15 protein-coding genes and 1 tRNA gene are annotated in these 20,431 nt (G+C 67.1%); 9 read left to right on the forward strand and 7 right to left on the reverse strand.

Annotated features, from left to right (window positions below; genetic code table 11):
• Positions 1-35: 35 nt before the first annotated feature.
• Together mfd and ACXN5S_RS05860 are read right to left on the reverse strand one after the other, a co-directional pair.
• Positions 36-3,476, reverse strand: a complete 3,441-nt coding sequence (mfd, locus tag ACXN5S_RS05855) for a transcription-repair coupling factor (RefSeq protein WP_458604468.1) — start codon at positions 3,474-3,476, stop codon at positions 36-38.
• Positions 3,477-3,512: 36 nt separating this feature from the next.
• The gene (locus tag ACXN5S_RS05860; protein WP_458604469.1) at positions 3,513-4,040 is read right to left on the reverse strand and encodes a component of SufBCD complex; all 528 of its coding nucleotides are present in this window, start codon (positions 4,038-4,040) and stop codon (positions 3,513-3,515) included.
• Between the two features lie 122 nt (positions 4,041-4,162).
• On the opposite strand from ACXN5S_RS05860, the gene hemB reads away from it, so the two are divergent.
• The 3 genes from hemB to ACXN5S_RS05875 all read left to right on the forward strand — a co-directional run bounded on the left by hemB (position 4,163) and on the right by ACXN5S_RS05875 (position 6,753).
• Positions 4,163-5,158, forward strand: a complete 996-nt coding sequence (gene hemB / locus ACXN5S_RS05865) for a porphobilinogen synthase (RefSeq protein ID WP_458604470.1) — start codon at positions 4,163-4,165, stop codon at positions 5,156-5,158.
• Positions 5,151-6,119 (forward strand): DMT family transporter, encoded by a 969-nt coding sequence (locus tag ACXN5S_RS05870; RefSeq protein WP_458604471.1) that lies wholly within the window; start codon positions 5,151-5,153, stop codon positions 6,117-6,119. Before hemB ends, ACXN5S_RS05870 begins: the two co-directional genes overlap by 8 nt.
• A gap of 76 nt (positions 6,120-6,195) precedes the next feature.
• The gene (locus ACXN5S_RS05875; RefSeq protein WP_458604472.1) at positions 6,196-6,753 is read left to right on the forward strand and encodes a lipid-binding SYLF domain-containing protein; all 558 of its coding nucleotides are present in this window, start codon (positions 6,196-6,198) and stop codon (positions 6,751-6,753) included.
• Between the two features lie 25 nt (positions 6,754-6,778).
• Here the strand turns inward: ACXN5S_RS05875 and ACXN5S_RS05880 are convergent, their stop codons facing one another.
• Positions 6,779-8,083: a DUF2254 domain-containing protein gene (locus ACXN5S_RS05880; RefSeq protein ID WP_458604473.1), complete on the reverse strand. Its 1,305-nt coding sequence runs from the start codon at positions 8,081-8,083 to the stop codon at positions 6,779-6,781.
• Positions 8,084-8,201: 118 nt separating this feature from the next.
• Between ACXN5S_RS05880 and ACXN5S_RS05885 the strand changes: the two genes are divergently transcribed.
• From ACXN5S_RS05885 to ACXN5S_RS05895, 3 genes are all read left to right on the forward strand, one after another.
• Positions 8,202-10,610 (forward strand): GcvT family protein, encoded by a 2,409-nt coding sequence (locus ACXN5S_RS05885; RefSeq protein ID WP_458604474.1) that lies wholly within the window; start codon positions 8,202-8,204, stop codon positions 10,608-10,610.
• Positions 10,607-11,197, forward strand: a complete 591-nt coding sequence (locus ACXN5S_RS05890; RefSeq protein WP_458604475.1) for a nucleotidyltransferase family protein — start codon at positions 10,607-10,609, stop codon at positions 11,195-11,197. Before ACXN5S_RS05885 ends, ACXN5S_RS05890 begins: the two co-directional genes overlap by 4 nt.
• A gap of 89 nt (positions 11,198-11,286) precedes the next feature.
• Positions 11,287-11,916 carry a ZinT family metal-binding protein gene (locus tag ACXN5S_RS05895; protein ID WP_458604476.1) on the forward strand — a complete coding sequence of 210 codons (630 nt, stop codon included), beginning with the start codon at positions 11,287-11,289 and terminating at the stop codon, positions 11,914-11,916.
• Positions 11,917-12,161: 245 nt separating this feature from the next.
• Here the strand turns inward: ACXN5S_RS05895 and ACXN5S_RS05900 are convergent, their stop codons facing one another.
• The 3 genes from ACXN5S_RS05900 to ypfJ form a co-directional block, all read right to left on the reverse strand.
• Positions 12,162-14,315, reverse strand: a complete 2,154-nt coding sequence (locus ACXN5S_RS05900; protein ID WP_458604477.1) for a Hint domain-containing protein — start codon at positions 14,313-14,315, stop codon at positions 12,162-12,164.
• A 642-nt stretch (positions 14,316-14,957) separates the two neighbouring features.
• Positions 14,958-15,043 (reverse strand) — tRNA-Leu (locus tag ACXN5S_RS05905).
• A gap of 64 nt (positions 15,044-15,107) precedes the next feature.
• Entirely contained in the window at positions 15,108-15,977 is an 870-nt protein-coding gene (gene ypfJ / locus ACXN5S_RS05910) for a KPN_02809 family neutral zinc metallopeptidase (protein ID WP_458604478.1), read from the reverse strand.
• A 131-nt stretch (positions 15,978-16,108) separates the two neighbouring features.
• Between ypfJ and ACXN5S_RS05915 the strand changes: the two genes are divergently transcribed.
• Positions 16,109-16,687: a YqaA family protein gene (locus tag ACXN5S_RS05915; RefSeq protein WP_458604479.1), complete on the forward strand. Its 579-nt coding sequence runs from the start codon at positions 16,109-16,111 to the stop codon at positions 16,685-16,687.
• A complete protein-coding gene (locus ACXN5S_RS05920) occupies positions 16,684-17,145 on the forward strand; it encodes a disulfide bond formation protein B (RefSeq protein WP_458604480.1) in 462 nt (153 codons plus the stop codon). The genes ACXN5S_RS05915 and ACXN5S_RS05920 overlap by 4 nt, the downstream gene beginning before the upstream one ends.
• Positions 17,146-17,154: 9 nt before the next feature.
• Here ACXN5S_RS05920 and ACXN5S_RS05925 read toward each other — a convergent pair whose 3' ends face one another.
• Positions 17,155-17,433, reverse strand: a complete 279-nt coding sequence (locus tag ACXN5S_RS05925; protein WP_458604481.1) for an usg protein — start codon at positions 17,431-17,433, stop codon at positions 17,155-17,157.
• Between the two features lie 192 nt (positions 17,434-17,625).
• On the opposite strand from ACXN5S_RS05925, the gene gyrA reads away from it, so the two are divergent.
• Positions 17,626-20,385, forward strand: coding sequence for a DNA gyrase subunit A (gene gyrA, locus ACXN5S_RS05930; protein ID WP_458604482.1), 2,760 nt, complete (start codon positions 17,626-17,628; stop codon positions 20,383-20,385).
• Positions 20,386-20,431: the final 46 nt, after the last annotated feature.

Here is a 20,431-nt window from a genome sequence, read left to right on the forward strand (position 1 = left end):
ACGCCGGGGTGCGATGGTGCGTGCAAGCACGCACCCTACGCGTCGGCCGCTTCCTTCAGCTTGGCGGCGAGATCGCGGGCGATGGCGAAGGCGCCCTTGATCTTGTCGCTGTCCTTCTTCCAGTCGCGCTTCACGACGATCTTGTTGTCGGTCACCTTGGCCAGCCCGCGCTGCTCTTCGATGAACTCCACCAGACCGCCCGGCGAGGCGAACTTGTCGTTGTGGAAGCGGATCGTGGCCCCCTTCGGCCCCGCATCGAGCTTGCCGATGCCGGCGCGTTTGCACATCGCTTTGATGCGCACGACCGTGAGCAGCGTGTTCACCTCTTTCGGCAGCGGCCCGAAGCGGTCGATCAGCTCGGCGGCGAAGCCTTCCAGCTCGACCCGGCGCTCCAGCCCGCTGAGGCGGCGGTAGAGGCCAAGGCGCACGTCGAGATCGGGCACGTAATCTTCGGGGATCAGGACCGGCACGCCGAGATTGAGCTGCGGCGCCCATTGGCCGCTGTCCTCCGGCAGGCCGTCACTCTCGCCAGAGCGGATGCGGGCGATCTCCTCCTCGAGCATCTGCTGGTAGAGCTCGTAGCCGACCTCACGGATCTGGCCGGATTGCTCTTCGCCAAGCAGGTTGCCGGCGCCGCGAATGTCGAGGTCCTGGCTCGCCAGCGCGAAGCCGGCGCCGAGGCTGTCGATGCTGCCCAGCACACGCAGGCGCTTCTCGGCCAGCGGCGTGAGCTTCATGCGCGGCGTCGTCGTGAGGTAGGCATAGGCGCGCGTCTTCGAGCGGCCCACGCGGCCGCGGATCTGGTAGAGCTGGCTGAGGCCGAACATATCGGCCCGGTGCACAATCATGGTGTTGGCCGTCGGGATATCGAGGCCGGATTCGACGATCGTCGTCGCCAGCAGCACGTCGAACTTGCCGTCGTAGAAGGCGTTCATCCGGTCATCCAACTCGCCCGCCGCCAGCTGGCCATGGGCGGCGACGAAGGTCACCTCCGGCACCTCGCGCTTCAGCCAATCCTCCATCTCCGGCAGGTCGGTGATGCGGGGCACGACGAGGAAGCTCTGCCCGCCCCGGTAATGCTCGCGCAGGAGCGCCTCGCGGATCGTCACCGTGTCGAACTCGGACACGTAGGTGCGGATCGCAAGGCGGTCGACCGGCGGCGTGCCGATGATGGAGAGGTCCCGCACGCCGGAGAGGGACATCTGCAGCGTCCGCGGGATCGGCGTGGCGGAGAGGGTGAGCACGTGCACGTCGGAGCGCAGCTGCTTCAGCCGCTCCTTGTGCTGCACGCCGAAGCGCTGCTCCTCGTCGATGATCAGCAGGCCGAGGTTCTTGAACTTCACCCCCTTGGCCAGCACCGCATGGGTCCCGACGACGATATCGACATTGCCGTTCGCCAGCCCCTCGCGGGTGCGGGTCGCGTCATTGGCCGAGACGAAGCGCGACAGGGGGGCGACGTTGATCGGGAAGCCGCGGAAGCGCTCGGCGAAGGTGCGGTAGTGCTGGCGGGCCAGCAGCGTGGTCGGCGCAATGACCGCCACCTGCACGCCCGACATGGCGGCGACAAAGGCGGCGCGCACGGCGACCTCGGTCTTGCCGAAGCCGACATCGCCGCAGATCAGCCTGTCCATCGGCTGGCCGGAACCGAGGTCTTCCAGCACGTCTTCGATGGCCTGCAACTGGTCTTCCGTCTCCTCATAGGGGAAACGCGCGAGGAAGGCGTTCCACATGCCCTCGGGCGGCTCGAGGATCTCGCCCTTGCGCAGGGCCCGCTCGGCAGCGATGCGGATGAGCCGGTTGGCCATCTCGCGGATGCGCTCTTTGAGGCGGGCCTTCTTGGCCTGCCAGGCGCCGCCGCCGAGCTTGTCGAGCATCCCCTGCTCATGGCCGAAGCGGCTGAGCAGCTCGATATTCTCGACCGGCAGATAGAGCTTGGTGTTCTCGGCATATTCCAGCGCGATACACTCGTGATCGGCCCCCGCGGCACGGATCACCTCCAGCCCCAGGAAGCGCCCGACGCCGTGATCGACGTGGACGACGAGATCGCCCGGCGACAGGCTCTGCGCCTCGGTCAGGAAGTTCTCGGCCCGGCGCTTGCGGCGGCCCTGGCGGATCAGCCGCTCGCCGAGCACATCCTGCTCGGCAATCACCGTCAGCCCCGGCGCCTCGAAGCCACTCTCCAGCGACCAGACGGCCAGGTACAGGCCCGGCCCCTTCACCTCGCCGAAATGGCCGATGGGCTTGGCGCCGCTCATGCCCTCGTCGGCGATCAGCCCCGACAGCCGCTCGCGTGCGCCTTCGGAATAGGAGGCGACGATGACCGGACCCTCGGCCTGCCTAGCCTTGATGTGCTGCGCCAGCGCCGCGAAGAGGTTCACATTCTCCAGTTTCCGCTCGGGCGAGAACTCGCGGCCGGGCTTGGCGCCGGCGTCGATCACCCCCGGCCCCGGCGGGCGGCGCAGGGCGACGAAACTGAGGCTGCGACGCTCTTTCAGCGCGGCATCCCAGGCGGCCTCGTCGAGATAGAGCAGCTGGGGAGGGGCCGGCTTGTAGGGCGAGTCGATCTTGCTGCGCCCGCCCATTGCCTGGCGGCGGGTCTGGTACTGGTCTTCCACGCTCTCCCAGCGCGCCTCGCGCGCGGGGGTCAGCTGCTCATCCAGCGTGACCGTGCCGCCGGGCATGTAGTCGAACAATGTCTCCAGCGTTTCGTGGAAGAAGCCGAGCCAATGCTCCATGCCCTGCTGCTTGCGCCCCGCGCTGACCGCTTCGTAGAGAGGATCGTCCAGGCCCGCCGCGCCGAATTCGGCCCGGTAGTTCTGGCGGAAGCGGGTGATGGAGGGCTCGTCGAGGATGACCTCACTCACCGGTGCCAGCTCGACCCTCTCCAGCTTCTCGATGGTGCGCTGGGTGGCGGCGTCGAAGCGGCGCGCGCCTTCCAGCACGTCGCCGAAGAGATCCAGCCGCACCGGCCCCGTCTCACCCGGGGGATAGATGTCGATGATGCCGCCCCGGAAGGCGCAATCGCCCGGCTCCGTCACCGTGGGCGCCTGGGTGAAGCCCATGCGGGCGAGGAAGTGGCGCAGCGCCTTCTCGTCGATCCGCCGGCCGACCTCGGCGATGAAGGCCGAGCCCCGCACCAGCTCGCGCGCCGGTACGCGCTGGGTGGCAGCGTTCAGCGTGGTCAGCAGCACGAAGCGCTGCGGCATGTCGTGCACCAGTGCCGCCAGCGTGGCCATGCGCGCGGCGGATATCTCGGGGTTGGGCGAGACGCGGTCGTAGGGCAGGCAATCCCAGGCCGGGAAGGTGAGCACCGGCAGCGACGGGTCGAAGAAGCTCAGCGCCGCGGCCATCGCAGCCATGCGCTTGTCGTCGCGGGCGACGTGCAGGACGGGGGCGCCCTTCTCCTCGATCTCCTTGAGAATGAGGCGGGCGTCAAACCCCTCCGGGGCGCCGGAAACGGTGATATGGTCGGCCATCGGGCGGCTTTCGCTGAATCAGGAAAAGAGGCCCGATCAGAAGAAGGGGCCCACGGCGAGCGTCTTGTACATGCCGAACATGGCGGTGACCACCAGGCTGACCATGCCGATCAGTTGAACCCGAAACCGGTGCCGGCGCAGCCGCCAGTGCACGGTCTCGACCGAGGGGTCGCCCTCTGCCTCCAGCGCCGCGGCGGTGGAAAGGCCGAGATAGCCCACCAGCGTCATCGGCAGGGCGATCAGCTCGATCGCCTGCGCCAGTTCGACGTTGTACCAAAAGCTCAGCACCAGCAGCGCGCTGTGAAAGAAGAAGACCGAGCCCAGCAGCCACTGGCTAGAGGCGCGGCTGACCTGCAGCATCCGGTTCGCTTGCACGCGCACCATGTCCATCATGTCTATCTCGGCCTGGCCGCCCTGGCGGCGGGCCCGCATCACCAGATCCCACGGCACGCCCATGACGAAATGGCTGGCCGACGACCAGACGACCGCCAGCACGATCCAGTACCAAAGACTGGAAAACGAGCGAAAATCGATGGTTTGCAACAGAAGATCGGTAAAGGACACAACACGCCGCCTGCGAATTTTTGCGCAACCTAAGGCTTGGTGCGGCGATTGGCGAGGCTTGAGGTGGCGGGCGTTCCGTGCGACCGCGAAGGCAGAGTTTTCGCCCAAGCCGGATGCTGCCCATGTTCACGCCGCCCCCCTTCCCCGCCGCCCGGTCCCGCCGCCTGCGCCGCACCCCGGCCCTGCGCGCCATGGTCTCGCAGAACGTGCTGACGCCGGCCGATTTCATCTGGCCGGTCTTCCTGACCGAAGGCGAAGGCATGGAAACACCGGTGGCCTCGATGCCCGGCGTCGCCCGCCTGTCGGTCGACCGCATCGCAGCGGCAGCGCAGGAGGCCTGGGATCTGGGCATCCCGGCCATGTGCCTGTTCCCCTACACCTCGATGGAGGCGCGCACCGACGATTGTGCCATGGCCTGGGACAGGGACAACCTGACCAACCGCGCCATCCGCGAGATCAAGGACAAGGTGCCCGACATCGCGATCATGACCGACATCGCGCTCGACCCCTACAATGCCAACGGCCATGACGGGCTGGTCCGCGATGGCGAGATCGTCAATGACGAGACGGTCGAGGCGCTGGTGAAGATGGCGCTGGCCCAGGCCGAGGCCGGGGCGGATATCTTGGGCCCGTCCGACATGATGGACGGGCGGATCGGCGCGATCCGGACGGCGCTGGAATCCGAGGGATACCAGCATGTTACGATCCTCTCTTATGCCGCCAAATACGCGAGTGCCTTCTACGGGCCATTCCGCGACGCGGTGGGCGCCAGCGCGGCCCTGAAGGGCGACAAGAAGACCTACCAGATGGACCCGGCCAATGCCGACGAGGCGCTGCGGCTTGTCGCCCGCGACCTCTCGGAGGGGGCCGACATGGTGATGGTGAAACCCGGGATGCCCTATCTCGACATCGCCCGCGCGGTGAAGAACGAGTTCGGCGTGCCGACCTTCGCCTACCAGGTGTCGGGCGAGTACGCGATGCTGCAGGCCGCCATCCAGAACGGCTGGCTCGCTGGCGACCGGGTGATGATGGAGAGCCTTCTGGCCTTCAAGCGGGCCGGCTGTGACGGGGTGCTAACGTACTTTGCCCCGGCGGCGGCGCGCCTGTTGAATGGCTGAGCGCCCGTCCGACAGCCGCCCCGGCATCGGCGTTCTGCTCGTTGCCTGCGCCGTCTTCAACTTCGCGCTGTTCGACACGACGACCAAGACCCTCTCCACCAGCTACGACGCCGGCTTCCTCATGTCGGTGCGCTATCTGGTGAACCTCGCGATCATGGCGGCGATCATGCTGCCCCGCTACGGGCTCGCGGCCTTCGCCATCCAGCGCAAATGGCTGGTGATGCTGCGGGCGCTCAGCCTTGTCGGCGCCTCGTTCTGCATGACGCATGCCGTGCGCACCATGCCCGTGGGCGAGACGGCGGCAATCAGCTACCTCGCCCCGCTCGCCGTGCTGCTGCTCGCCGTGCCGGTGCTGGGCGAGCGGGTGGGCCTCGCCGGCTGGCTGGCCGCCGCTGTCGCCTTCTGCGGCACGCTCTTGATTGTGCGCCCAGGCGGCGGGCTCGACCCGGTGGGTGTGGTCTTCGCGCTGGGCGTGGCGCTGTCGACCACGATCTACCACCTGCTCTCGCGCCTGCTCGCCCGGACAGAGACGACGCAGGCACTGGTGCTGCAAACCGCCCTCGTCGGCGCCGTCGTCTTCAGTGCCACCCTGCCCTGGACGCTGCCAGACCAGACCCCGCCCCTGCGCGACAGCCTCTTCATCCTCGCCCTCGGCGGCTTCGGGGCGCTCGGCCATTTCCTGCTGACGCTGGCCTACCGCTTCGCCCCCGCCCCCCTGCTGGCGCCGGTGAACTACCTGCATATCGTCTTCGCCACCTTCCTCGGCTGGCTCGTCTTCGGCCATGTGCCCGATGGCGTGACAAGCGCAGGCATCGCGCTGGTGCTGGTCGCGGGCCTCTCCACCGCCCTCCGCTCGCGCCGCCCGGCGCTGCGCACGGGCCCGCCGCAGGCCGTGGATGCCGATGCCATCATCACGACCGACCCGCCACAGGCGGAGCCGCGGGCGGATCGGGGTGAATGACAAGCGCGCCCGGCCAAGCTATGCTGCGCCGCAATCGGCCAGATACAAGGCCGAAGCACGAGGCGGAGCAGAGCAGATGATCACCACCACACGGCGCAATCTACTTGCGGGCGGCGGCGCGGCGATGGCCCTCGCAGCCTGCGGCAATGGTATCGGATCGATGGGCCCGAGCCAGATCGAGGCGCGGGCGGAATCGACCCTTCAATACATGTACGCCACCTATCCCGGCACGGTGCAGCTGTCGCAGCAGGCCGCGGGTATGCTGGTGATGCCGCTGATCACCGAGGCGGGCCTGGGGCTGGGCGGCTCTTACGGGCGCGGCGCCCTGCGCGTGGGCGGCGCGACGGTGGATTACTACCTCGCCACCGCTGCCTCGGCCGGGCTGCAGATCGGCGCCCAGCAGTATTCGCATGTCCTGTTCTTCATGACGCAGGATGCGCTGATGAACTTCCGGCAGGGCAATGGCTGGTCGGCCGGCGGCGATATCGAATACGCGCTCAACGACCGAGGCGAGATGCTGCGCGCCGATGTGCTGACCTCGCTGTCGCCGGTGATCGCCGTCGTCTTCGCTCAGGCCGGCCTGCGTGTGGGCGCCACGATCGAGGGCACCAAGTACACCCGCGTCATCCCCTGAAGCGCCGGGAGTTGAGGGGGCGGGCTCAGCCCCGCTCCCCCTCCATCTCGGCCCTCGCATCCGCCACCACATCGGGATGCGCAGAGCGGGTGAGCTGCTCGCGGTCGGGCGCGAAGTCGAGCGTCTGCATGGCACGGCGAAATTCACGCACGGCCATCGCCCTGGCGGCCCGCGACAGCTCCTTGTCGGGATGAGACATGAGTCCCGCCAGAATGTCCTGCAGCCGCTGCTGAACGTCGAGCCGCGCCGCCCCGTCGCGTGCCATCGCGCCGAAGCCGTCTTCCAGCACGTCCTCGGGCTGAAGCGGCAGCACATGCAGGCGCGGGTATTCCGGTTCGTGCTCTCCCAGCTCGCTCTGGTATTCGCCAAGGAGCCGCGCGATGCGGGTCATCGCGTCGATTGCCGTGCCCGGGTCGTTGATGCCTGGTGACAGCGCCTTGCTGCCGATCTCGCTCATCACGATGAGCCCCAGCCGCGGGTCTTGCATGTAGCCGCGCGTGTCGCTGGTGACGACGTGATTGCGCAGCTGTTCCTCCAGCTCCTCATCCATCGCGCCGCTGACGTAGAACATCGCCTCTTCGAGATGCACGAAATGCCCCGGCGGCTGCGAGATCCATATCTGCAAGTCGTGCTCCTCGGCCAGCTCGTGCAGCTTGTCCTGATAGATCTGCTTCACATAGCCGGCCTTGCGCGCCTTCAGCGGGCGCGCCTCTTTGGGAATGTCGCCGCGGCTGAACAGGGGCGTGCCGCCGAGGCAGGGCTGCTCGGTGCGGTTGCGCAGCTCGCGGCGCGTGATCTCCTCGACCTGCCGGGCGGTGGTGTCGAGGCTGCCGAAGCCCTGCAGGTGCAATGTCCAACGGATCAGCGCGAAGACGATGAGCACCAGCACCGCCACGGTCAGCACGAAGAGCACCAGCGCCGCATCGTCGGGGAAGACCCTCACCTCGCGCAGGATGATGGCAACGAGCGCATAGACATAGGCGCCGATGAAGGTGGCGAGCGTGTTTTGCGTCGTCGGGTCCTGGATGATCAGGCGGTGGACACGCGGCGTCCATTGCTGGGCGGAGAAGGCGTAGACGCTCACCATCACCGTCAGCGAGAATGTCGTGACCGCGAGCATCGCGTTCGCGATGATGTCGAGCAGCCGGTCGGTCGCCGTGCCGGTGACATAGGTCATCCACTCGTCGGGCAGCAGCGGCCCGATGATCTGAGTGACCCCGATCGAGGCGAGCGCAAGCAGCCCCATCAGCACCACGCGGATCCACAGCGTGCGCCAGAGCGCCAGCACCTTGCGGGCGAGGCTTTCCGATATGCCGATCAGGGATGCCATCGCCGCTCTCCGCTTGTTTGCGACAATTCATGTCGCCGCTTGTCTTTCGGCCCGCCGGGACGGTGCCTAGGGTAACCTGCGAGGGTGCCCGCCGGCGCCATCATCAGGAGGCCGAGAGATGAAGACAAGCACCCGCGTTGCCGTGATCGGAGGGGGCGTCGTCGGCGCCTCGGTTCTCTACCACCTCACCAAGCTCGGCTGGTCCGACGTGATGCTGATCGAGCGCTCGGAGCTGACCTCCGGCTCCACCTGGCACGCGGCGGGCGGGTTTCATACCCTGAACGGCGACACCAACATGGCGGCGCTGCAGGGCTACACCATCCGCCTCTACCGCGAGCTGGAAGAGATCACCGGCATGTCCTGCGGGCTCCACCACGTGGGCGGCATCACGCTGGCCGACAATCGCGACCGCTTCGACATGCTGAAGGCCGAGCGCGCCAAGCACCGCTACATGGGGCTGGAGACGAACATCCTCGGCCCCGAGGAGGTCCGCGAGATGACCGGCGGCCTGGTCAACACCGACGGCATCATCGGCGCCCTCTACGACCCGCTCGACGGCCACCTCGACCCCTCTGGCACCACCCACGCCTATGCCAAGGCGGCCCGCATGGGCGGGGCGGAGATCGTCCTCCACAACCGGGTGCTCGAGCTGAACCCGCGCGCCGACGGCACCTGGGACGTGGTGACGGAGCAGGGCACGATCCACGCCGAGCATATCGTCAATGCCGGCGGCCTCTGGGCGCGGGAAGTGGCGGCGATGGCCGGCCTCTACGCCCCGCTGCTGCCGATGGCGCACCAGTACCTCGTGACGGACGACATCCCCGAGATATACGAGCGCGGCGCCGAGTTCCCCCACGTGATGGACCCAGGCGGCGAGAGCTACCTGCGGCAGGAGGGCCGCGGCCTCTGCATCGGCTTCTACGAAAAGCCCTGCGAGCCGTGGAGCGTCGATGGCACGCCCTGGGGTTTCGGCCACGAGCTGCTGCCCGACAATATCGACAAGATCGAGGATAGCGTCGCCTTCGCCTACCGCCGCTTCCCGGTGCTGGAGCGGGCCGGCGTGAAATCGATCATCCACGGCCCCTTCACCTTCGCCCCCGACGGCAACCCGCTCGTCGGCCCCGTCCCCGGCGTCCCCGGCTACTGGAGTGCCTGCGGCGTCATGGCCGGCTTCTCCCAGGGCGGCGGCGTCGGCCTGACCCTCGCGCAATGGATGATCGAGGGCGAGCCCGAGCGCGACGTGACGGGCCTCGACGTCGCCCGCTTCGGCCCGTGGATCACGCCGGGCTACACCGTCCCGAAGGTCATCGAGAACTACCAGACCCGCTTCTCGGTCGCCTACCCCAACGAGGAGAAACCCGCCGCCCGGCCCCACCGCACCACGCCGATGTACGACATCTTCGATGGCATGGGCGCCGTCTGGGGCCAGCAATACGGGCTGGAGGTGGTCAACTACTTCGCCAAGGGCGACGAGCCCCGCTACGAGACCCCCAGCTTCCGCCGCACCAACGCCTTCGAGGCCACCGGCCGCGAGGTCCGCGCAGTGCGCGAGGGTGTCGGCATCAACGAGGTGCAGAACTTCGGCAAGTTCCGTGTCACCGGCCCCAAGGCCCGCGACTGGCTCGACCACATCATGGCCGGCCGCGTCCCGAAGCCGGGGCGCGTGTCGCTCACCCCGATGCTGGCGGAATCGGGCCGGATCATCGGCGACTTCACCATCTCCTGCCTCTCGGAAGAGGAGTTCCAGCTCACCGCCTCCTACGGCGCGCAGAACATCCACCTGCGCTGGTTCCTCCGCCACAAGGCGCCGGGGGTGGAGATCGAGAACATCTCCGACCGCCGCAACGGCTTCCAGCTCGCCGGCCCGAAGGCGCGCGACGTGCTCGCCGCCTGCACCCGTGAGCCGGTGGACCTCAAGTTCATGGACGTCCGCCCCATGGTCGTCGGCCAGGTGGCCTGCCTCGTCCAGCGCCTCAGCTACACCGGCGATCTCGGCTACGAGATCTACTGCGACCCGATGGACCAGCGGACCCTCTTCCACACGCTCATGCGCGCCGGCGTCCCCCTCGGGATCACCCCCTTCGGGATGCGCGCCATGATGTCCCTCCGGCTGGACCGCTTCTTCGGCAGCTGGATGCGGGAGTTTTCGCCGGACTACACGCCCGCGGAGACCGGCATCGACCGCTTCATCCAGTGGTCCAAGAATGGCGACTTCATCGGCCGCGACGCGGTGGAAGCGGAGCGCACCGCGCCCCCGCCCCGCCGCCTCGCCCATTTCGAGGTCGACGCGGGCGATGCCGATGTCACCGCCTACGAGCCCATCTGGATCGACGGCGAGGTCAAAGGCTTCTGCACCTCCGGCGGCTACTCGCACTGGCAGGGCAAGTCCCTCGCCTACGGGCTGATCCCGCGCGAGAGCTGGGGCCCGGGGCTGGAGGTGGAGATCGAGATCCTCGGCGAGATGCGCCGCGCCCGCCAGGTCGCCGAAGACCAGTGGGCCGAAGGCCCGGAGCGCATGCGCGCATGAGGGGCGATCCTATCCTCCTCCTCGCCGCCGGCCTCTCCTCCCGCATGGGCGGGCGCGACAAGCTGGCGGAGGCGGTGGAGGGCACTCCCCTCCTCACGCGCCTCGCCCGCGCCGCCTCTGCCGTCTCATCCCGCGTCTTCGTCGCCCTCCCGGCGCTGGATCACCCCCGTGCCGCGCTCCTTGCCGACCTGCCCGTCACCCTCCTCGCCTTCCCCGATAGCGCCGAGGGCATGGGCGGCACCCTGCGCGCCAGCGTCGCCGCCCTGCCCGATTGCCACCGCTTCATGGTGCTCCTCTCCGATCTGCCCCTGATCGGCGCACCCGAGGTCGAGGCCGTCTTCGCCGCCGCCGATTCCGCCCCCGATCACCTCATCTGGCGCGGCGCCACGGCAGACCTGCGCCCCGGCCACCCCATCCTCTTTGACGGCTCGCTCCGCCCCGGCTTCGCGCAGCTGAAGGGCGACGAAGGCGGCGAGAGCCTCGTGCGCCCCCTGCATGCCCAGACGCTGCTCATCCCCCTCGGCGACGACCGCGCCCGGCTCGATCTCGACACACCAGAGGACTGGGCCGCCTTCCGCGCCCGCTGACCGGCCTCCCCCACGGCACCCTTGCCACCGGGGGCCCCGCCATCTACCCCGGCTTCGTTATGTTATAACATATCGAATCGGAGACCTCGATGACATTCAAACCCCTCTTCTCTGCCGCCCTCCTCTGCCTCGCCGCTCCCGCCTTCGCCCAGACGGACCATTCTCACGCGCACAGCCATGCCGACGAGGACATCTCCCGCGGCTATTTCGAAGATGCGCAGGTCGCGCCCCGCGCGCTGTCCGACTGGGAGGGCGACTGGCAGTCGGTCTACCCGCTGCTGCTCGACGGCACGCTCGCCCCGGTGATGGCGCAGAAGGCCGAGGCCGGCGAAATGACCGCCGAGGAATACACCGCCTATTACGAAACCGGCTATGCCACCGACGTGGGCCGCATCCTCATTGAGGGGTCCACGGTCACCTTCTTCACCGGCGAGACCTCCATCTCCGGCACCTATGAAGATGACGGCTACGAGATCCTGACCTACGAGGCCGGCAATCGCGGCGTGCGCTTCAGCTTCGAAAAGACGGCGGGCGATGCCGGGGCGCCGGCCTTCATCCAGTTCAGCGACCACAACATCGCTCCCACGGATGCCGGCCATTACCACCTCTACTGGGGCGATGACCGCGCCGCCGTCCTCTCCGAGCTCACGAACTGGCCCACCTATTTCCCGGCAGACGACAGCCCCGAAGACATCCTCGCCGACATGCTGGCCCACTAACCCCTCTTCCCCCGTCTTTGCTCCAAAAAATCCCGGGGGGAGTCGCCAAAGGCGACGGGGGGCTGGCCCCCCCTCCCCGCTCTCCACCCGCACCGCGCCCGCCACAGCTCCCAGCTGCCCGGGCGCGCCGGGGTGGGCGGGCGGGAGGCTCGCCCGGGCAGCGGGCCACACCATGAGACGGCCCACGAAAAAGGCGGCGAGGTCACCCTCGCCGCCTGCACTCGTTACACCTCTAGGGTATCGGGTCAGCGCACCAGCAGCTGCGCCTCGTGCTGCTTCAGCGATTTGCGGGCCGCCTGGTAATCGGCCAGGCCTTCGCGGTTCTTCAGCTCGGGGAAGAGCGTGAAGATCTCGTCGCGCTGGTCGTCGCCAATACCTTTCAGCGTGTAGTCGCCGGGCTGGAAGCTCTCCGTCCAGGCGCCGTTCGACAGCACCACCTGGTGACGGTCGAACATGAAGTGGATGTAGGCCGTCGAGGCGACCTCAACATTCACGATCCCCGGCATGCCCACCAGATGCTTGGCCGCCGCCAGCACTTCGCTTTCTTCGAAGTAGAGCTGCGTGCGCTCGGACGAGACCAGCAGGCGGTGGTTCGGCGAGACCATCATGTCGCGCTCGGGCAGACCGTTACCGAGGGCGCCGGCCTTGATGAGCACGGGGCGCAGATGCGGCAGGCCGACGAACTCGTTGCCACCGATATCCTTGCGGCCGACCCAGCGGATCTCCTGAATGCCATTGTCGCGGGTGATGATGCGGTCACCCTCGCGCAGGCTCTCCACCGGCACTTCGCCGCGCGGCGTGGCGATGGCCGTGCCGGGGGTGAAGCAGGGGATGACGTTCTCGATTTCCTCGAAGGTCATCGTGGTGTCGTCGCCGAAGGTGACGATGCCGTCTTCACGGTCGTCGGAGGTGTAGACGATCGATTTCACATCGGTGCCGGTCAGATCCAGCGTGTCGTAATCGTCGCCGCCGGCCCCGCCGTCGACATGGTCGCCGCCATTGCCACCGATGAACAGGTCACGGTCGTTGTTGCCGTAGAGCATGTCATTGCCCTGGCCGCCGATGATCGTGTCGTTGCCCCGGCCACCGTAGATGACGTCATCGTCGATGCCGCCGTCGAGGTAGTCGTTGCCGTCCTGGCCGTAGATCGTATCGTCGTCGTCGAGGCCGTAGACGGTGTCGTTGCCGGCCGAGGCGTAGATGACATCCTTGCCGTTGTCGGTGACGAGGTCGCCCTCATCGTCGCGGATGTTCAGCCCATCGGGGAATTGCGGGCCGAGGCCACCGTAGATCGTGTCGTCGCCGGCGCCGCCGATGATCGTGTCAGAGCCTTCGCCGCCGATGATCGTATCGTCGCCTTTGTCGCCCTGGATGTAATCGTTGTCGATGCCGCCATCGATGTAGTCGTTGCCGTCGCCGCCATAGAGGCTGTCGGCATCGTCACCGCCGTAGATCGTGTCGTCACCGGCCCCGCCGTAAAGCGTGTCCATGGCGTCGAGCGGATCGGGGTCTTGCGACAGCGGCGGATAGGGGTTGTCGAACTTCGGCAGGTCGTTGTCATCGCCGTAGATGACATCGTTGCCCTGGCCGCCATAGACCGTGTCGCTGCCTTCGCCGGCCATGATGGTGTCATTGCCGCCGCGGCCGTAGATCAGGTCGTCATTCGGCGCGTGGCCGGGGATCAGCGCATCGTCGCCATCGACCATGTCGCCATTGGGATCGCCGGTGTAGCCGGTGTCGATCACGTCATCGCCGCCCGAGCCTTCCACGGTGCCGTCGGGGCCGCCGGGCGGGTTGGGATCGGTCGGGTCGGTCGGCTCGATGATGTTCTCGATCTCGACGAAGTCGGTCTTGTCACCCGTCGGGTTTCCGTTGGCGTCGAGCAGCACGACCGTGCCGTTGTAGCCGTTGCCGTTGGAATCCGGCGTCAGGTTCTCGATCCGGTAATTGCCGATGCCGGTCAGATCGAGCGTGTCGTTGTCGTCGCCACCAGCGCCGCCATCGACGTAATCCATTCCGGTCGAGGCCACGATGAGGTCGGCATCGTCACCGCCGCCGATGTAATCGTCGCCCTCGCCGCCGAGGATGGTGTCCTGGCCCGCATCGCCCTTCAGCGTGTCGTTGCCGACGCCGCCGTCGAGGTAATCGTCGCCGGCGCCGCCGAAGACGAGGTCGCCATCGGTGCCCGCGTAGATCGTGTCGTCGCCATCGCCGGCAAAGATGTGGTCAAGCTGGTCGCCGCCATAGATGACGTCGTTGCCGCCGTAGCTTTGGATATCGTCGAACCCTGCGCCGCCGAAGATCGTATCGGCACCGTCGCCCGGCGTTTTGCCGTTCGCATCGGTGTAGGTGTCGTCGATCTTGTCGTCGTTGTTGGTGCCCTCAACGGTGCCAGCCATGTGTCCACTCCAAATTCTTGCCGGACGCACCGGCTGCGGCACCTGCCGCGCACAAAAGTTCTGTAGCCGTCGCTCACCGCGACCGCGCCGACGCCCGGATTGGGCGACGTGATATGCTTGTTCCGCCTGGAGCTTGTGCTCAGCGCAGACCCATGTTTCTCCAGCCGAACGCTGGACCGGCTCCCCCAAGCCGGGTGCCCTGATCGACGGGCCAACCTCTGGATACCCACGAATTTTTCGCGAACAAAGCGAAAATTGTCATCAACATCGTCGCAAATGCGTGCGCTTCCGCTCGGCGGCTTGGTTTCCAGCGTTTTCTGCGGAGCGGGCTCTAGGCCATTGTTTCCAAAAGCGCGCTAATCGGTGAGGTTTTGTTGGCCGCGAGCCGAGCCCACTCAATCAGAAGCTGTATTTGAAGTCGCGATTGTTGCCGAGGCGGGAGCGGGTCGCGCGAGCGGCGGAGAGAAGAACCGGCCTGAATGTTTCGAGTCGCGCCGTCTCAGCTGCTGAACCAATCGGCGCTCTGCGGCGCCATTGGTGCCGATGCCCGGAACACCGGACGAATCGAGAGTGCGGCTCGGGCCGTGCCTTGGCCCCGCCGCCGCGGCGGGAAAAAGCGTGTCTCGAAGTGCAAAGAGAGGCTGGTACCGGTGGTCGGACTCGAACCGACATGATGTTGCCATCGGCGGATTTTGAATCCGCTGCGTCTACCATTCCGCCACACCGGCCGGGGCGCAAAAAGATGCGCCGCCACCTAGCCGGGCGGCGGCGCCTTCGTCAATTGGCTGCGGATCAAAGGCTGTCGGTGCCGAACGTGTCGCAGGCAACCAGATCGCCGGTCTGATAGCCCGTCTCGAACCAGCGCTGCCGCTGCTCGGAGGTGCCGTGGGTGAAGGTCTCGGGCCGCACCCGGCCGCCCTGCTGTCGCTGGAGCGTGTCGTCGCCGATGCGGGCGGCGGCGTTCATCGCCTCGGCCACGTCGCCCGGCTCAAGCGTGCCGAGCTGGCTTTCCGCCGCACGTGCCCAGATGCCGGAATAGCAGTCGGCCTGCAGCTCGATGCGCACCGAGATGGCATTGGCATCGGCCTGGCTGACGCGGTTCTGCAGGGCGTTGGCCTCGCTGAGGATACCGAGCTCGTCCTGCACGTGGTGAGCGACCTCATGGGCGATCACATAGGCCGCGGCGAAATCGCCGCCGGCGCCGAGCTGCCGGTTGAGGGTGACGAAGAAGTCGGTGTCGAGAAAGATCTTCTCGTCGACCGGGCAATAGAACGGCCCGGTCGCGGCGCTCGCCCCGCCGCAGGCCGATTGCGTGGCGCCGGAGAAGAGCACCATGGTGGCGGGCTGATAGGTCTCGCCCAGCTCGCTCTGGAAGATGCCGGCCCAGACCTCCTCGGTGTCTGCCAGCGTCACGGCGGCGAATTCGCCCGCCTGCTCGTCGGCCTGGCTGAGCTGCGGGTCGCCCTGGTAGCTGGTGTCGGTGGTGTAGCCCCCGCCGCCGCCCTGTAGCAGCGGCGTCAGGTCGATGCCGAAGAACCAGCCGATCACGACGATGGCCAGAAGGCCCAAACCGCCTGCGCCGCCCACGCGCATCGCAGTGCCGCCGCCGCGCCCGCGCCGGTCTTCCACATGCCTGCTTTGCCGCCTGCCCTGCCACTTCATCGTGCTGTCTCCCGATAATGGCGCGCACGCGGACGTGATCACCAGTTGTCTGCCCGTCGTGAACGCCGGATCATTGACCATCGTTCCCGGCCATGCCCTAAGGGGGCCCACGGGGTTTTGGGGACAGTGCGGTGATCCGGCGGATTTACGATTGGACTCTGTCGCTTGCGGCGCATCGTCATGCCACCTGGGCACTCGCCGCGGTGGCCTTCGCCGAAAGCTCCTTCTTCCCCATCCCGCCCGACGTTCTGCTGATCCCCATGATCATCGCCCGCCCGGGCCGCGCCTTCGCCTATGCGATGATCGCGACGGTCGCCTCGGTGGTGGGCGCCTTGCTGGGCTATTACATCGGCTGGGGCCTGTTCGAGCAGGTCGGCCGGCCGATCCTTGAGATGTACGGCAAGGACGCCGCCTTCGAGGAATTCGCCCTGCGCTACAACGAATGGGGCGCCTGGGCGGTGCTGATCGCGGGGGTCACGCCCTTCCCCTTCAAGGTGATCACCATTGCCTCGGGCGCGACCGCGCTGTCGGTGCCGATCTTCATTCTTTCCGCCATCGTGGCGCGCGCACTGCGGTTCTTCATCGTGGCGGCGCTGCTCTGGCGCTTTGGCGAGCCGATCCGCGACTTCATCGAGAAGCGTCTGGCGCTCGTCTTCGTGGTATTCTGCGTGCTCCTCGTGGGCGGCTTCTATCTGGTGAAATATCTATGACTCGCATCCAGCTCTCCCTCGTCGCCGCCACAGGCTCTCTTCTGCTGCTGGCCGGGGCCTATCTGTTCCAGACGCTGGGCTACCTGCCCTGCAAGATGTGCCTCTGGCAGCGCTGGCCGCATGCCGTGGCCATCGCCATGGGCGTGCTGATGCTCATCATCCCCACCCGCGTCTGGCCGTGGATCGGCGCGCTGGCGGCGCTGACGACGGCGGGCATCGGCTTCTTCCACACGGGCGTCGAGCGCGGCTGGTGGGAAGGGCCGACCTCCTGCACCTCGACCGGCACCTCGCTTTCCGATCTCGGCGGCTCCGATCTTCTGTCGATGGACGGCCCCGGCATCGTGCTCTGCGACCAGGTCTCCTGGGCCTTCGCCGGCCTGTCGATGGCGAGCTGGAACACGATCTTCTCGCTGATCCTGATGGTCATCTGGGTGATGGCAGCGCGCCGGAAGGTCTGAGGCTGCCGCCTAGTGATAGGTGAATTCGCCCACGATATTGCGCCACTGGCCGGGGGCCACCTGCTTGCGATGCGTGAACCGCACTGAATGCAGCGGGCCCTCAATCTCATCCTGCCAGCGCTCGATAAGCTTGAAGAGCCGGGGGTGGTCGGGCGCAAGATCGTAATCCTGCCAGATGAAGCTGTTGAGAACGTTGCGATAATCCGGCATCCGGTAGAAGAGCTCGGCGGTGGTCAACCCGTAACCCTTCAGCATCAACTCAGTGTCGGACAGGGGCGATTCTGCCATGTGTTTGCTCCGCTCGGCTTGCCTGTCAGAAAATGCTCCCGAGAAGTGCATTTAAAGTCAACAAAAACAGGGTGTTGTCAGACCCATAAGGCGGCTGCCAAACCGCTGGCCGGGCCGGCATTGTAACCTAGGGATCGCGGGTGATATAACTCGCGCCAACAAGATATGGCGCAGTGACAAGCAGGCCGAACCGTGAGCGATACGCCCGACCTCCCCCCGGAAGATGATGACGAAAGCGGCAAGCCGCGCAGCAGCTATGACGGGCCGACCATCTCGATCAGCCAGGAGCTGAAGACGTCGTATCTCGATTACGCGATGAGCGTGATCGTCTCCCGGGCCATCCCCGACCTGCGCGACGGCTTGAAGCCGGTGCACCGGCGCATCCTGTTCTCGATGCACGAGACGGGCAACACGCCCGACAAGTCCTACCGCAAGTCCGCCCGCCCCGTCGGCGACACGATGGGCCGCTACCACCCGCATGGCGACGGCGCGATCTACGACGCCCTCGCCCGGATGGCGCAGGATTTCTCGATGTCGCTGCCCCTGCTCGACGGTCAGGGCAACTTCGGCTCGATGGACGGCGATAAGCCCGCCGCCATGCGCTACACCGAAGTGCGGATGGACAAGCCGGCCACCTACCTGCTCGCCGATATCGAGAAGGACACGGTCGACTTTCAGGACAATTACGACGGCAAGGACCGCGAGCCCACGGTTCTGCCGGCGCGCTTTCCCAACATGCTGGTCAATGGCGCGGGCGGCATCGCCGTCGGCATGGCCACGAACATCCCGCCGCATAACCTTGGTGAGGTGATCGATGCCTGCCTCGCGCTGCTGGATAACCCCGATCTCACCTCCGACGAGCTGATCGACTACGTGCCCGGCCCCGACTTCCCGACCGGCGGTCTGATCCTCGGGCGCTCTGGCGCGCGCAAGGCCTATCTGGAAGGCCGTGGCTCGGTCGTGATCCGCGCCCGGACAGAGGTGGAGGAGATCCGCCGCGACCGCTACGCGATCGTCATCAAGGAAATTCCCTACCAGGTGAACAAGGCGGCGATGATCGACCGCATCGCCGAGGCGGCCCGCGACAAGCGCATCGAGGGCATCGCCCATGTGCAGGACGAGAGCGACCGCGAAGGCGTGCGCGTCGTCGTTGAGCTGAAGCGTGATGCGACCGCCGAGGTCGTGCTCAACAACCTCTTCCGCTTCACGCCGATGCAGACGTCCTTCGGCTGCAACATGCTGGCGCTGAACGGCGGCAAGCCCGAAACGCTCACGCTGCGCGCCTTCCTCACCCATTTCCTCGACTTCCGCGAAGATGTCGTCGCTCGCCGCACCGCCTTCGAGCTGCGCAAGGCCCGCGAGCGCGCGCATATCCTCTGCGGCCTCGCCGTGGCCGTCACCAATGTAGACGAGGTCGTCGCCACGATCCGCCGGTCGGCCGATGCGGCCGAGGCGCGCGAGGCGCTGATGACCCGCCGCTGGCCGGCCGCCGAGATCGCCGATTACATCCGCCTGATCGACGACCCGACGCATACGATGAACGAGGACGGCACCTACAACCTCTCCGAGGCGCAGGCCCGCGCCATCCTTGAGCTGCGCCTGCAGCGCCTCACGCAGATCGGCGTGAAAGAGGTGACGGACGAGCTGGAAGAGCTGGCGGCCAAGATCAAGGACTGCCTCGATATCCTGCGCTCGCGCAATCGCATCATCGGCATCATCCGCGCCGAGCTGGAAGAGGTCAAAGATCTCTTCGCCGTGCCCCGCCGCACCGAGATCACCGATTGGGCGGGCGACCTCGATGATGAAGACCTCATCGAGCAGGAAGACATGGTCGTCACCGTCACGCAGGGCGGCTACATCAAGCGCACCCCGCTGGCCGACTTCCGCGCGCAGCGGCGCGGCGGCAAGGGCCTGAGCGGCGGCGGGCTGAAGGAAGAGGACGTAGTGACCTCGCTCTTCGTCGCCAACACGCACGATCAGCTCCTGTTCTTCACGACCGACGGCATGGTCTACAAGCTGAAGTGCTGGCGCCTGCCCGCCGGTGCGCGCACCTCGCGCGGCAAGGCGGTGGTCAACATCCTGCCCATCCCCACCGGCGTCTCCATCGCGGCGATCATGCCCGTGGACCGGCCGGAGGAGGAATGGGACGCGCTCAACATCGTCTTCGCGACCTCCGCGGGCGACGTGCGGCGCAACCGCCTCTCCGACTTCACCAACGTCATGCGCAACGGCAAGATCGCGATGAAGCTTCCCGACGACGGCTCCGTCTCCCTCATCGGGGCGCGCATCTGCTCGCCCGAGGACGACGTGATGCTGGTGACGGACTCCGGCCGTGCCATCCGCTTCCAGGTGACCGAGGTGCGTGTCTTCGCCGGCCGCTCCTCCACCGGGGTGCGCGGCATCCGCCTGCACAACGGCGACCGCGTCGTCTCCATGTCGATCATCCGCCACTTCGAGGCCGATCCGCAGGAGCGGGCCGCCTACCTCAAGATGCGCCGTGCCGTGGCCGGCGTCACGGAGGAGCCGGAGAGCGACGAGGACGACGCCCCCGCCGGCGCCATCTCCCCCGAGCGCTATGCCGAGATGTCGGCCGCCGAGCACCTGATCCTCACGATCACCCGTGGCGGCTCCGGCAAGCTCTCCTCCAGCCACGACTACCCAGTGCGCGGGCGTGGCGGCCAGGGCGTGATGGCGATGGACAAGGCGATGCGCGGCGGGCCCATCGTCTCCACCTTCCCGGTGGAGATGGGCGACCAGATCATGCTGGTCACCTCCGCCGGCCAGTCGATCCGCGTGCCGGTGGAAGGCATCTCCTTCCGCTCCCGCTCCGCCGGCGGCGTGAAGGTGTTCAACACCGGCAAGGGCGAGGAGGTGGCCAGCGTCGCCTGGATCGCCGAGAGCGAAGAGCCCGAGGTTCCGGATGCGTCTGAGGGCGATACGCCTGAGGTGTAACTGTCTGGCAACGGCAAAAAAATCGCACTGATCGGCGCGGCGCAAC

This window comes from Pseudoroseicyclus sp. H15 (assembly GCF_054353345.1).